This window comes from Streptomyces sp. NPDC000348 (genome assembly GCF_042898795.1).
GTDB lineage: Bacteria > Actinomycetota > Actinomycetes > Streptomycetales > Streptomycetaceae > Streptomyces.
Genome location: NZ_JBIAZD010000003.1, coordinates 282,519 through 296,222, shown reverse-complemented (window position 1 = coordinate 296,222; position 13,704 = coordinate 282,519). Strand labels below are relative to the sequence as shown.

11 protein-coding genes are annotated in these 13,704 nt (G+C 70.2%); 6 read left to right on the top strand and 5 right to left on the bottom strand.

What is annotated here, in order from left to right; genetic code table 11:
• Positions 1-177: 177 nt before the first annotated feature.
• Positions 178-1,521, bottom strand: coding sequence for a polysaccharide lyase family 1 protein (locus ACFY3N_RS08215; RefSeq protein WP_390815801.1), 1,344 nt, complete (start codon positions 1,519-1,521; stop codon positions 178-180).
• A gap of 305 nt (positions 1,522-1,826) precedes the next feature.
• On the opposite strand from ACFY3N_RS08215, the gene ACFY3N_RS08210 reads away from it, so the two are divergent.
• A complete protein-coding gene (locus tag ACFY3N_RS08210) occupies positions 1,827-2,192 on the top strand; it encodes a PH domain-containing protein (RefSeq protein ID WP_217127308.1) in 366 nt (121 codons plus the stop codon).
• A gap of 166 nt (positions 2,193-2,358) precedes the next feature.
• Complete coding sequence (locus ACFY3N_RS08205; protein WP_390815800.1) at positions 2,359-3,846, top strand: polysaccharide pyruvyl transferase family protein; 1,488 nt, start codon at positions 2,359-2,361, stop codon at positions 3,844-3,846.
• Positions 3,847-3,936: 90 nt separating this feature from the next.
• On the opposite strand, the gene aspS is transcribed toward ACFY3N_RS08205, so the two are convergent.
• A complete protein-coding gene (aspS, locus tag ACFY3N_RS08200) occupies positions 3,937-5,700 on the bottom strand; it encodes an aspartate--tRNA ligase (protein ID WP_390815799.1) in 1,764 nt (587 codons plus the stop codon).
• 145 nt (positions 5,701-5,845) lie between these two features.
• Between aspS and ACFY3N_RS08195 the strand changes: the two genes are divergently transcribed.
• Positions 5,846-7,969, top strand: coding sequence for a SpoIIE family protein phosphatase (locus ACFY3N_RS08195; protein WP_390815798.1), 2,124 nt, complete (start codon positions 5,846-5,848; stop codon positions 7,967-7,969).
• A 20-nt stretch (positions 7,970-7,989) separates the two neighbouring features.
• Here ACFY3N_RS08195 and ACFY3N_RS08190 read toward each other — a convergent pair whose 3' ends face one another.
• The 3 genes from ACFY3N_RS08190 to ACFY3N_RS08180 form a co-directional block, all read right to left on the bottom strand.
• Positions 7,990-8,265 carry a hypothetical protein gene (locus ACFY3N_RS08190; protein WP_390815797.1) on the bottom strand — a complete coding sequence of 92 codons (276 nt, stop codon included), beginning with the start codon at positions 8,263-8,265 and terminating at the stop codon, positions 7,990-7,992.
• 91 nt (positions 8,266-8,356) lie between these two features.
• Complete coding sequence (locus tag ACFY3N_RS08185; protein WP_390815796.1) at positions 8,357-9,349, bottom strand: pirin family protein; 993 nt, start codon at positions 9,347-9,349, stop codon at positions 8,357-8,359.
• A gap of 138 nt (positions 9,350-9,487) precedes the next feature.
• Entirely contained in the window at positions 9,488-9,952 is a 465-nt protein-coding gene (locus ACFY3N_RS08180; RefSeq protein WP_390816060.1) for an SseB family protein, read from the bottom strand.
• Between the two features lie 163 nt (positions 9,953-10,115).
• Between ACFY3N_RS08180 and ACFY3N_RS08175 the strand changes: the two genes are divergently transcribed.
• The 3 genes from ACFY3N_RS08175 (at position 10,116) to ACFY3N_RS08165 (ending at position 13,692) form a co-directional block, all read left to right on the top strand.
• Entirely contained in the window at positions 10,116-11,942 is a 1,827-nt protein-coding gene (locus ACFY3N_RS08175; RefSeq protein ID WP_390816059.1) for an acyl-CoA dehydrogenase, read from the top strand.
• A 118-nt stretch (positions 11,943-12,060) separates the two neighbouring features.
• Positions 12,061-13,359, top strand: a complete 1,299-nt coding sequence (locus ACFY3N_RS08170; protein ID WP_390815795.1) for a M18 family aminopeptidase — start codon at positions 12,061-12,063, stop codon at positions 13,357-13,359.
• An 81-nt stretch (positions 13,360-13,440) separates the two neighbouring features.
• Complete coding sequence (locus ACFY3N_RS08165; RefSeq protein WP_030215226.1) at positions 13,441-13,692, top strand: DUF6458 family protein; 252 nt, start codon at positions 13,441-13,443, stop codon at positions 13,690-13,692.
• The last annotated feature ends 12 nt before the right edge of the window (positions 13,693-13,704 follow it).

Below are 13,704 nucleotides of genomic sequence, written 5' to 3'. Positions count from 1 at the left end.
CAGGGGGCCTCCCCGCGCTGCCTGCCGGGGATGCGCGTTCGGACCGCCCGGCGGACGCCGTGAGGGGCCCGGGAACGTGTCCCGGGCCCCTCACGGTCCGTGGCGCGGCGGACCGCGCGGCACGGGTGCGCGAGGGCCGGGGGCTCGTGGTCTCCCGGCCCTCGCGCGTCTCGGGTGCTACTTGAGCACGCCCGCCCCCGTCGTCGTCGCCAGCGACGCCGGCAGGTCGCCCGCCGAGGCCTCCAGGCCCGCCGTGAGGGCCGGGGTCCAGTTGACCGTGGTCTTCAGGTCCTTGGACGAGGCGGCGTTGTAGGCGGCGACGAGGTCGGTCACCGTGCCGTTGACGAGGTTGCCGGAGCCCTTGACGGAGCCGGTTCCGTCACCGCTGAGGAGCTTGGCGGCCTTCGCGCCGGACGGCAGCTTCCAGTAGTTGTTCTCCGCGACGACCTGGGCCTTGGCGCGGGAGTTGATGCTGTACTGCGGCGCGTACCCGTTGAGGGTCGTGACGTCGTAGTAGTTGTTGTAGATGTGGATCTGGCCGATGCGGGCCAGCGGGGCGCGCTGCATGATGCCCTTCCACACGTTGTGGTGGAGGGAGACGCGCAGCTTGCCGACGCTGTCGGTGTCGCTGCCGCCGATCAGCATCGTCTTGTCGTGGTTGGTGAACTGGTTGTGCGAGACGGTCACCAGGTCGGAGCCCTTGGTGATGTCGAGGGCGCCGTCGTGGATCTGGTACTCGCGGCCGAAGTACTTCGGGTTGGCGCTGTCGAAGTGCGGCGCGTCGGTGAACGTGTTGTGGTCCGCCCACACGTGGGTCGCGCCGCGCAGGGACACCGAGTCGTAGTTGGAGTTCCAGTTGCCGTCGTCGCCGTCGGTCGGGTCCCACTGCGGGAAGCAGTCCTCGGTGGCGGCGAAGGTCAGGTTGCGGACGATGACGTTGTCCACGTTCTGGATCTGGAGCATGGCCCCGGTGAGGCCGGCGTTCGTGCCGGGTACGCCCACGATCGTCGTGTTGGCGGGGACCTTGAGGACGATGTTCTTGGCCTGCTTGGACTGGGCGGTGGCGCGCGCCGTCTCCTGGGTGCCGGAGGGCAGCTTGGAGCGGCCGTAGGTGGCCGGGTCGTAGGCCTTGAGGTAGGCCGAGAGCGAGTAGCCGGTGCCGGAGGCGTAGTCGGCGCAGGTCAGCTTTTTGCCGTTGTCATCGGTGTTGGCGTCGATCGTGCCGCTGACCTTGATGATGCGGGGCGTGGTGTCGGACACCGAGCCCAGTGCCTTCACGAGCTGTGCGCGGGTGGAGACGGTGAAGGTGTGGGCGGCGTCGGCCTTCGTGCCACCGGTGGTGCCCGTACCGGAGGACGCCCAGCCGTCCTTCGCGGCGAGCGTCTGGTGGTACAGGTCGACGGTCCCGGCGTTGGCGTTCATCACGAAGACGCCGGCGCCGGCTCCCGCGGCCACGACGGCCGCACAGACGACGGCGGCACGACGGGAGCGGAGGGACCGGCGGTGGGAACGAGCAGCCACGGGGCTTCCTTACGGGGGGAGGAGCGGTTTACACCCTGTCAGTGACCGCCGCCCGGCGAAGGGTTGCCGCGTACGGAGATTTTTTCTCCCCCGAGGCCGGGCTCGTCGGCGAAAAGCATGATGATGCGGTCCACGCCGGGCGCGGCCCCCTTCCCACGTCTCGAAGGGAAGCCGGCCGCGTAACGCGCTCGCTACAGCGGCGTCCCAGGACGGAGGGAAGCCTTCTCCCAGGCCCTTCCGTTTGCGAAGATCGCGTGAAGGCGGCCGATGTCCGGCCGTCACCGCTCACGTGGGGGGACCCGTCCATGGCACTCTTCGGCAACGCGCACACCGTCGACCCGGCCCAGGCGCAGCAGGACTACGCCCGTCTGCTGGGCCACGGCGAGCAGGTGCACGCCGCGTTCCTGCTGATCCGCGACACCATCCTGTTCACCGACCGCCGCCTGATCATGGTCGACAAGCAGGGCATCACCGGCAAGAAGGTGGAGTACCACTCCGTCCCGTACCGCAGCATCACCCACTTCGCGGTGGAGACCGCCGGCACCTTCGACCTCGACGCCGAACTGAAGATCTGGATCTCGGGTTCCCCGACCCCCATCCAGAAGACCTTCACCAAGGGCGTCGACATCTACGAGGTCCAGGCGATCCTCACCCAGTTCGTGGCGCGGTAGCCGCTCCACACCCCCGCAGCACCTGCTTCACCGTTCATTTACCGGCGTATAAGGTTTTGTCACCCGTGTGTCGCACCATCGAACTGACGTCTGACACACGGGTGTGCGCCTGCGGTCTTCACGGACCCGGTCCGCACCCGAGTCCGCCCGCGTACAAGGGAACGACGTGAAGCGCATCCTCATCCGCTCCGGGAAGAGCCCGTTCCGCGTCGCTTCCCCGACGGAGTTCATCCAGCAGAACCTGATCGGCACCAACACGGGCAACCTGATCTTCAGCGACTCCGCCCACAAGATGCTGTCGGCGCCGGACACCGAGGTGACCTCCAACGGCATCACCACCGACCCGTCGGCGCGCCGCGCGGCCGAGATCAACGAGCAGTACGACGTCTTCGTCGTCCCGCTCGCCAACGCCTTCCGGCCCACCTTCCACGCCTCGCTGGACCGGCTCTCCACCCTGATCGAGCAGCTCACCATCCCGGTGGTGGTCTTCGGCGTCGGCGCCCAGGCCCCCGACGACTACGACACCGGCTGGCTCGGCCCGATGGAGGCGTCGGTCCGGCGCTTCGCCTCCGCCGTCCTGGAGCGCTCCGCCTCCATCGGCGTCCGCGGCGAGCTCACCGCCCGCTACCTGAAAGACCTCGGCTTCAAGGACGTCGACATCATCGGCTGCCCGTCGATGTTCCTGTACGGCGACACCTTCCCCGAGATCCGCACCGCGGAGCTGACGGCCGACTCCCGCATCGCCGTCAACCTCTCTCCGGACGCGATACCCGTCGGCGACATCTCCGGCATCGCCCGGCACGCCTGGGAGCACTACCCGCACCTGACGTACTACGCGCAGCACACCGATGACGCCGAGCTGCTGCTCTGGGGCGACACCACGCCCGAGCGGGGCGTCGAGGACCCCTTCCCGCGCCACCTCAGCCACCCGCTGCTGCGCGAGAACAAGGTGCGCATGCCGCTCGACCCGGCGACCTGGATCGAGGAACTGCGCGGCTACGACTTCGCCTACGGCACCCGCATCCACGGCAACGTCGCCGCCCTGCTGGCGGGCACCCCGAGCGTCGTCCTCACGCACGACTCCCGCACCCTGGAGCTGTGCCGGTACTTCGACATCCCGCACCGGCAGCTCGGCGGCCTGCCCGCAGGGACCGACCCGCGGGAGCTGTACGAGGAGGCCGACTTCTCGGCGATGCTCAAGGGCCACGGCGAGCGGTTCGACCGGATCGTCGCGTTCCTGGACCGCAACGGCCTGAAGAACACCTACACGCACGGCGACGGCGGCGCCGCCTTCGACGCCCGCATGGCGGAGCTGGAGCTGCCCGCGTCCATGCCGGTCTGGGACGGCTCGGACGACGGACAGATGCGCTACCGCCTCAGCCGGCTGCGCGAGCAGATCACGGCGGCCGGGGAACAGGCGCGCAAACAGGCCAGGGAGAGCAAGGACCTGCGCGGCAGGCTCGCCAAGGCCGAAAAGCGTGCCGACGAGACCGCGCGGAAGCTCGACGCCCTCGCCGGGGAACTGGCCGCCACCCGCAAGGCCCTGACCGCCGTGGAACGCAGGGTCACCGGCATCGACAAGCGCCTCCTGGTCCGGCTGGGCCCGGCCCTGCGCCGCCGCACCCGCAAGCTGTCCGCCGGCGGCAGGAGCTGACGGCACGGCGGCATGCACGGACGGCCGCACCGCGAAGGGGCCCGGAACCGTCGTGCGGTTCCGGGCCCCTTCGCCGTCGTGCTGCCGGGGTTACTTCGGCTGCGGCTTGCGCACCGTCAGGTGCAGCTCCTTCAGGCGGGCCTCCTCCAGCTCGGTCGGCGCGCCCATCATCAGGTCCTGGGCGTTGCCGTTGAGCGGGAAGGCGATGGTCTCGCGGATGTTGGGCTCGTCGGCGAGCAGCATGACGATGCGGTCCACGCCGGGCGCGATGCCGCCGTGCGGCGGGGCGCCGAAGCGGAACGCGCGGAGCATGCCGGCGAACTTCTCCTCGACCGTCTCACGGTCGTAGCCGGCGATCTCGAACGCCTTGAGCATGATCTCCGGCTCGTGGTTCCGGATCGCGCCGGAGGAGAGCTCGACGCCGTTGCAGACGATGTCGTACTGCCAGCCGAGGATGTCCAGCGGGTCCTGGGTCTCCAGGGCCTCCAGGCCGCCCTGCGGCATCGAGAACGGGTTGTGCGAGAAGTCGATCGCGCCGGTCTCCTCGTCCTTCTCGTACATCGGGAAGTCGACGATCCAGCAGAAGCGGAAGACGTTCTCCTCGAACTGGCCGGCGCGCTTGGCGGCCTCGACCCGCACCGCGCCCATGATCTTGGAGACCTCGTCGAACTCGCCCGCGCCGAAGAACACCGCGTGGCCGGCGGCCAGCGAGAGCCGCTTGGTCAGCTCGGCGACGTTCTCCTCGGTGAGGAACTTCGCGATCGGGCCGGTCAGCGCGCCGTCCTCGCCGACGCGCACCCACGCCAGGCCCTTCGCGCCCTGGGAGACCGCGTAGTCGCCGAGCTGGTCGAAGAACTTGCGGGGCTGGCCGGAGACGTCCGGCACCGGCAGGGCGCGTACGTGCTTGCCGGCGAAGGCCTTGAACTCCGAGCCCTCGAAGACGTCGGTGATGTCGACGAGTTCGAGCTTGGCGCGCAGGTCCGGCTTGTCGGAGCCGTACTTGAGCATCGCCTCGCGGAACGGGATCCGCGGGAAGGGGGACGTCACGTGACGGCCGTTGCCGAACTCCTCGAACAGCTCGGTCATGAGCTGCTCGATCGGCTGGAAGACGTCCTCCTGCTCGACGAAGCTCATCTCGACGTCGAGCTGGTAGAACTCGCCCGGCGAGCGGTCCGCGCGGGCGTCCTCGTCACGGAAGCAGGGCGCGATCTGGAAGTAGCGGTCGAAGCCGGAGATCATCAGCAGCTGCTTGAACTGCTGCGGGGCCTGCGGCAGCGCGTAGAACTTGCCGGGGTTCAGACGGGAGGGGACCACGAAGTCGCGGGCGCCCTCGGGGGAGGTGGCGCTCAGGATCGGTGTCGCCATCTCGTTGAAGCCCAGTGCCGTCATCTTCCGGCGGATCGCCGAGATGACCGACGTGCGCAGCAGGATGTTGCGGTGCATGCGCTCGCGGCGCAGGTCCAGGAAGCGGTACTCCAGGCGCCGCTCCTCGTTGACGCCGTCCTCGGCGTTGATGGTGAAGGGGAGCGGGGCGGCGGCGCCCAGCACCTCGACCGTGGAGACCTCGACCTCGACCTCACCGGTCGGCAGCTCGGGGTTGACGTTCTCCGTGCCGCGCGAGACGACCTTGCCGTCGACGCGGACCACGGTCTCCTTGGAGAGCTTGTCCAGCGCGTCGTACGCCTCGGTGCCCGGGCGGGCCACGAGCTGCGTGATGCCGTAGTGATCGCGCAGATCGATGAAGAGGATGCCGCCCAGGTCGCGCCGATTGTGCAGCCAGCCACTCAGCCGGACGTCGGTGCCGACGTCAGAGGCGCGGAGCTCGCCGCAGGTGTGGGACCTGTACCGATGCATCGTCGTTCATCCAGCCTTCGCGGATCGGGGTCTTCGTTTCACGTGAAACTCCCCCCAAGCCTACCGGCCGCCCCGAGATCGCTTCTCCGTCATTACCGCAGGGACACAGTGGCACTTTTCGGCACGGTCTTCATAAAGTGGTCCAATGCGCACTGGTGAGCCCCTGTCCGTCCTGGGGGACGTCCTCGCCGCCCTCGACACCGGACTGTGGCACTGGGACACCGCGGCCGGGCTGGTCACGGTCGACGCCGTGGCGGCACGGCTGCTCGGGCTGCCCGCGGAACCGGTCACGCTCACGGAGGCCCAGGTCCGCGCCCGGCTGCACCCCGTCGACTGGAACGAGGTCACCGGGGTGGTCCGGCTCGCCGTCGCCGAGGGCACCCTCGCCGAGGTGCGGATCCGGATCATGGACGGCCAGAACCGGGTCGTCCGGGTGGTGCGCAGCCGCTCCAGGCCCTCCTTCGACCGCTCCCGCAAGGCGTACGTCCTGATAGGCAGCCTCCAGGAGGTCGCCGAGCCCGCGCCGGGCGCGCCCGGCGGACGCGGGGCCGTCACCGGCGACTGGCGGCGCTCCCGGGAGGCGTTCCTGCTGGACGCGGGCCGGGCGCTGGCGGAGGCGCGGTCGACGCAGGAGGTGCTGCGGGTCGCCGCCAACCTGTCGATGCCGGGCTTCTCACCGGACGGACTGGCCGTGTTCGGCGTGGAGGGCGACCACCTCACGATCATCGGCCACCACGGGCAGGATCCCGGTTCCAGCCGCCCGTTCACCTCCATGACGCTGGATACGGACTACCCGGCCGCCGAGGCGGTGCGCACGGGCCGCGCGGTCTACCTCTCCTCCCCCGAGGAGTACGAGACCCGCTACCCGCTCACCTGGCCGCTCGTCCAGCACTTCGGACGGCGGTCCTGGGCGTACCTGCCGCTGACCGCCTCCGGCCGCACCATGGGCGCCTGGCTGGCGGCCTTCTCCCACCCGGTCGCGTTCACCCCCGACGAGCGTTCCGTGCTGACCACGGTCGCCCGGATGCTGGCGCAGGCGCTGTCCCGCGCGGGCACCGCCGAGAGCGAGCGGGCGCTCAACGCGGACCTGCAGCGCACGATGCTGCCGAAGCTCGGCCCGGACATCCCCGGCATGAGCGTCGCCGCCCGCTACGTCCCCACCGGCGGCGGGCTCCAGGTCGGCGGCGACTGGTACGACGTGATCCCCCTGCCCGGCGGACGGTTCGCGATGGTCATCGGGGACGTCCAGGGCCACGACGTACGGGCCGCGGGGCTGATGGGCCAGCTGCGGACGGCCCTGCGGGCGTACGCCTCGGAGGGGCACCGGCCCGACGCCGTACTGTCCCGCGCCTCCCGCTTCCTGCACGGGACCGACGGGGCGGACCCCGCCGAGTTCCGCTTCGCGACCTGCCTGTACGTCGAGGTCGACCCGGTGAGCGGAGTGCTGGAGATCGCCCGCGCCGGGCACCCGGAACCGATGATCCGCATGGCCGACGGGACGGTGCTGAACCGGCCGACGGCGGGCGGGCTGCCGCTGGGCATCGACCCGGACGCCGACTACCCGACCACCCGGCTCGTCCTGGAGGCCGGCGAGACGATGCTGATCTGCACGGACGGGCTGATCGAGACCGGCGGTCACGACCTGGAGACCGGCTGGCTGCGGCTGCGCACCGTCCTGGAGGAGCACAAGGGCGACCAGGAGGAACTGGCCGACGCCCTGGTCCAGGCGGTGCACGGCCCCTCCTCGCACCACACCACCGGCCCGCTCGCCGACCGCCGCGAGGACGACATCGCCCTGATGCTGTTGTGCCGACGGGGCGAGGGGTGCGGCTGCGACACGGAACCGGACACGGTGCGGCCTCCCGTGCGCCGCACCATGTTCACGGTCGCGCAGACCGAGCCCGAGCGGATCTCGGTGGCCCGGCAGCAGCTGCGCGAACTGCTGCACGACTGGCCCTCACCGGACCAGGTGGACTCGGCGGTGCTGCTGCTGTCGGAGATGCTCACCAACGTCCTCGTGCACACCGACACCGACGCCCTGCTGCTCGCCGAGGTCACCGACGGGCAGGGCGGCCGCCGGATACGCGTCGAGGTCAGCGACACCGGCGACGACCTGCCGCACCTGCGCAGGCCGGGCGAGCTGGCGTCCTCCGGACGCGGCCTGGTCCTGATCGAGATCCTCGCCCACTCCTGGGGCGTCGTCCCGCGCGGCACGGGCAAGAGCATCTGGTTCGAGCTGTACGAGGCGGAGGGGGCCGGGCCCCGCTGAACGGCCGGACCGGTACCCGCTCACCCCGCGAAGGGGTTCCCGTGCCCGGGAAGCCGGCCGCCCGGCGGCAGGTACCGCGGTCGGCCCTCCGGGTCGGGGCCGGGCACGATCACGACCACGTACTGGTTGCCCTGCGGTCCGCCGTCCTGCCGTACGTCCGCGTACGCGTAGCCGAACTGCTGGGCCATGGCGGTGAGCCGGGCGAGCTTCGTCGTGGTCGCCATGGCGCCGGTGACCCGTACGGGCTCCCCCGTCTCCATCTGCCGCAGCATCGTCCGTACCCGGCGCTCACCCATCGGTGCCCCGTCCTCTCCTCAGCGATCCGGCCGCGTACGGACATCGTCGTGTCCGTACGCGGCCGGGGTCACTGCCGGACGCGGGCAGTCCTCAGGCGCCGTTGCTGCCGGACGCGGGTCCGTCCTCGGACATCCCGTGCACGGCGGGGACCGTTCCGAGCCGGCCCTTCTGGAAGTCCTCGAAGGCCTGCTGGAGCTCGTCGCGGGTGTTCATCACGAACGGGCCGTAGTGCGCCATCGGCTCACGGATCGGCTTGCCGCCCAGCAGCACGACCTCCAGGTCCGGCGTGTGGGAGTCCTGCTTCTCGTCCGCGCGGACGGTCAGCGAGGAACCCGCGCCGAAGACCGCGGTCTGCCCCAGGTGGACCGGACGCCGCTCGGCGCCGACCGATCCGCGCCCGGCCATGACGTACGCCAGGCCGTTGAAGTCCTCCCGCCAGGGCAGGGTGATCTCCGCGCCCGGCGCCAGCGTCGCGTGCACCATCGTGATCGGCGTGTGCGTGACGCCGGGACCCTCGTGACCGTCCAGCTCACCGGCGATGACGCGCAGCAGCGCGCCGCCGTCGGGGGAGGTGAGCAGCTGGACGCTGCCGCCCCGGATGTCCTGGTAGCGCGGCGCCATCATCTTGTCCTTGGCGGGGAGGTTCACCCACAGCTGGAGCCCGTGGAAGAGACCGCCGGACATGACGAGCTGCTCCGGCGGCGCCTCGATGTGGAGCAGGCCGCTGCCGGCCGTCATCCACTGGGTGTCGCCGTTGGTGATGGTGCCGCCACCGCCGTGGCTGTCCTGGTGGTCGAAGATCCCGTCGATGATGTAGGTGACGGTCTCGAAGCCGCGGTGGGGGTGCCAGGGCGTCCCCTTCGGCTCTCCGGGGGCGTATTCCACCTCGCCCATCTGGTCCATCATGATGAACGGGTCGAGATGGCGGTAGTTGATCCCGGCGAAGGCCCGGCGCACCGGGAAGCCCTCGCCCTCGAAACCGCTCGGCGCGGTCGTGACGGTGAGCACGGGGCGTGCCACGGCGTCGGCGGATGCGGTCACGCGGGGCAGCGTCAACGGGTTCTCGACGGTCACTGCAGGCATGTCGGTACCTCCTCGGGTACGCCCACTTTAGTTGAGCGTTGAACTTCTTGCCACCCCGAACGACGAAAGCCCGGAGGACATTCCCTCCGGGCCCGGTGTCGGAAGCGGTGCGGGTCGGCCGTCCGCGCGACGACGGCCTCAGCCGTACATGCGGCGCATCGCGAACTCGACCATCTGCTCCACGGCCTTCGCGTCGAACACCATCCGGTGCTCGCCCTCCATGTCGAGCACGAAGCCGTACCCCGTGGGCAGCAGGTCGATCACCTCGGCGCCGGTGATCACGAAGTACTTGGACTCCTTGCCCGCGTACCGCCGCAGTTCCTTGAGCGAGGTGAACATCGGGATCACCGGCTGCTGGGTGTTGTGCAGGGCGAGGAATCCGGGGTTGTCGCCGCGCGGGCAGTAGACCTTGGAGGTGGCGAAGACCTGCTGGAAGTCCTCGGCCGCCAGCTGCCCGGTGGTGAACGCGCGCACCGCGTCGGCGAGCGAGGGCGCGGACGGCTCCGGGTACAGCGGCGCCTGCTGCCCGTACCCGCCCGGCATCTGCTGCTGCGGCGGGGCGTAACCCTGCTGCGCCCCCGCGCTCTGGTCGTAGCCGTACATGCCGCACACATTACTGACCCGGCGAGAGGGCTGGGTCACAGATGTCCGGATCGGGGTTGCTTCTTATTACCGACGGGTAGCATCATCGGAGCTACTTGCCGGTACGTGAATCAGCTGCGAGGAGTCAGTGCCTCGCCGATACCTCTCCAACGGAGCCGTCGCCATGGGGCACTACAAGTCGAATCTCCGCGACATCGAGTTCAACCTCTTCGAAGTACTCGGGCGCGACAAGCTGTACGGCACGGGTCCGTTCGAGGAGATGGACGTCGAGACCGCCAGGAGCATCCTGGAGGAGCTCACCCGCCTCTCGGAGAACGAGCTGGCGGAGTCCTTCACCGACGCCGACCGCAACCCCCCGGTCTTCGACCCGGAGACCAACACCGCGCCGGTCCCGGCGTCCTTCAAGAAGAGCTACCAGGCCTTCATGGACTCCGAGTACTGGCGCCTGGGCCTGCCCGAGGAGATCGGCGGCACCACCGCCCCCCGCTCGCTCATCTGGGCCTACGCCGAGCTCATCCTCGGTGCCAACCCGGCGGTGTGGATGTACTCCTCCGGTCCCGCGTTCGCCGGCATCCTCTTCGAGGAGGGCAACGAGGTCCAGAAGCACATCGCGAAGATCGCCACCGAGAGGCAGTGGGGCTCCACGATGGTCCTCACCGAGCCGGACGCCGGCTCGGACGTGGGCGCCGGCCGCACCAGGGCCGTGCGGCAGGAGGACGGCTCCTGGCACATCGAGGGCGTGAAGCGGTTCATCACGTCCGGTGAGCACGACATGTCGGAGAACATCCTCCACTACGTGCTGGCCCGCCCCGAGGGCGCCGGCCCCGGCACCAAGGGCCTGTCCCTCTTCCTCGTCCCGAAGTACCTCTTCGACTTCGAGACCGGCGAGCCGGGCGAGCGCAACGGCGTCTACGCCACCAACGTCGAGCACAAAATGGGCCTGAAGGCCTCCAACACCTGCGAGATGACCTTCGGCGACAAGCACCCCGCCAAGGGCTGGCTGATCGGCGACAAGCACGACGGCATCCGCCAGATGTTCCGCATCATCGAGTTCGCCCGCATGATGGTCGGCACGAAGGCGATCTCCACGCTCTCCACCGGCTACCTCAACGCGCTGGAGTACGCCAAGGAGCGCGTCCAGGGCCCCGACCTGGCCAACTTCATGGACAAGTCGGCCCCCAAGGTCACCATCACGCACCACCCGGACGTCCGCCGCTCCCTCATGACGCAGAAGGCCTACGCGGAGGGCATGCGCGCCCTGGTGATGTACACCGCCTCCGTCCAGGACGCCATCCAGGTCAAGGAGGCGAACGGCGAGGACGCCTCCACCGAGCACGCGCTGAACGACCTGCTCCTGCCGATCGTCAAGGGATACGGCTCCGAGAAGGCCTACGAGCAGCTCGCCCAGTCGCTGCAGACCTTCGGCGGCTCCGGCTTCCTCCAGGAGTACCCGATCGAGCAGTACATCCGGGACTCCAAGATCGACACCCTGTACGAGGGCACCACCGCGATCCAGGGCCAGGACTTCTTCTTCCGGAAGATCGTCCGCAACCAGGGCGCGGCCCTCAACTCGCTCGCCGAGGACATCAAGAAGTTCCTGGCGCTCGGCGAGGGCGGCGAGGAGCTCGGCGCGGCCCGCGAGCACCTGGCCAGGGCGGCCGTCGAGCTGGAGGCCATCGTCGGCCTGATGCTCACCGACCTCGCGGCCACCGAGCAGGACGTCAGGAACATCTACAAGGTGGGCCTGAACACCACCCGGCTGCTGATGGCCTCCGGTGACGTGATCGTCGGCTACCTGCTCCTCAGGGGCGCGGCGGTCGCCGCCGAGAAGCTCCCGACGGCCTCCGCGAAGGACAGGGCCTTCTACACCGGCAAGATCGCGGCGGCGAAGTTCTTCGCGGCCGACGTCCTGCCCGGCGTCACCCTGGCCCGCAAGGTCGCCGAGGGCGTCGGGCTGGACCTGATGGAACTGGACGAGGCGGCGTTCTAGCTCCTTCCGGGACCCTCCCGGACCTCCCGGGACAGACCCCCACGAGACCCGGCCGGACCCCGGCGAGGGCCCGCTCCCGCACAGGGAAGCGGGCCCTCGTCCTCGTTAAGGTGAACCCATGAGCGCACCCTCCCGCTTCGACCGCGGCCACACCGACGACCTGATGTCCTTCCTGGCGGCGAGCCCCACGCCGTACCACGCCGTGGCGAACGCCGCCGAGCGGCTGGAGAAGGCGGGCTTCCGGCAGGTCGTGGAGACGGAGGCCTGGGACGGGTCGTCGGGCGGCAAGTACGTGCTGCGCGGCGGCGCGATCATCGCCTGGTACGTCCCCGAGGGCGCCGACGCGCACACCCCCTTCCGGATCGTCGGCGCCCACACCGACTCCCCCAACCTGCGCGTCAAGCCCCGGCCCGACAGCGGGGCGCACGGCTGGCGCCAGGTGGCCGTGGAGATCTACGGCGGGCCGCTGCTCAACTCCTGGCTCGACCGCGACCTGGGCCTGGCCGGCCGGCTGTCCCTGCGGGACGGCTCCACCCGCCTGGTCGACGTCGACCGTCCCCTGCTGCGGGTCCCCCAGCTCGCCATCCACCTGGACCGCTCGGTCAACGCCGACGGCCTCAAGCTCGACAAGCAGCGGCACATGCAGCCGGTGTGGGGCACGGGCGACGACGTCCGCGACGGCGACCTCATCGCCTTCCTGGAGGAGACCGCCGGGCTCCCGTCCGGCGAGGTCACCGGCTGGGACCTGATGGTCCACTCGGTCGAGCCGCCCGCCTACCTGGGCCGCGACCGCGAGCTGGTGGCCGGTCCGCGCATGGACAACCTGCTCTCCGTGCACGCCGGCACGGCCGCGCTCGCCGCCGTGGCGGGCCGGGGCTCCGGCCTCTCCCACATCCCCGTCCTCGCCGCCTTCGACCACGAGGAGAACGGCTCCCAGTCCGACACCGGCGCGGACGGCCCGCTGCTCGGCGGCGTCCTGGAGCGTTCGGTGCTCGCGCGCGGAGGGTCGTACGAGGACCGGGCCCGCGCCTTCGCCGGCTCCGTCTGCCTCTCCTCCGACACCGGTCACGCCGTCCACCCCAACTACGCGGAGCGGCACGACCCGACGCACCACCCGCGCGTCGACGGCGGCCCCCTCCTGAAGGTCAACGTCAACAACCGCTACGCCACGGACGGTTCCGGCCGGGCGGTCTTCGCGGCGGCCTGCGAGAAGGCGGGCGTCCCCTTCCAGTCCTTCGTCTCCAACAACGCGATGCCGTGCGGCACCACCATCGGCCCGATCACCGCGGCCCGGCACGGCATCAGGACCGTCGACATCGGCGTGGCCATCCTGTCGATGCACAGCGCCCGCGAACTGTGCGGCGCCAAGGACCCGTTCCTGCTGGCGAACGCCCTCGTCGCGTTCCTCGACGGCTAGTCAACTGCCTTGCGGCGCATGGGTGGCGTCCGCCCGGGTACCCGGTTCGCACCGGAAACACCGGACAGGGAGGCGACACTCATGGGCCTCGGCGGATGCATCATCCTCATCGCCGTGGGAGCAATCCTCACGTTCGCGACCGACTGGGACATGCAGGGTGTCAACCTTGACCTGGTCGGCGTCATCTTCATGATCGTCGGTCTGATCGGCGTCGCGACCTTCAGCAGCATCGCCCGGCGTCGGCGGGTCGTCGTACCCCCCGCCACCCCGGTCGTCGACGACACCACCCGCCCGCACACCCGCGACGGCTACAGCGACGGGTACGGGGTCTGACGGGACGGTCAC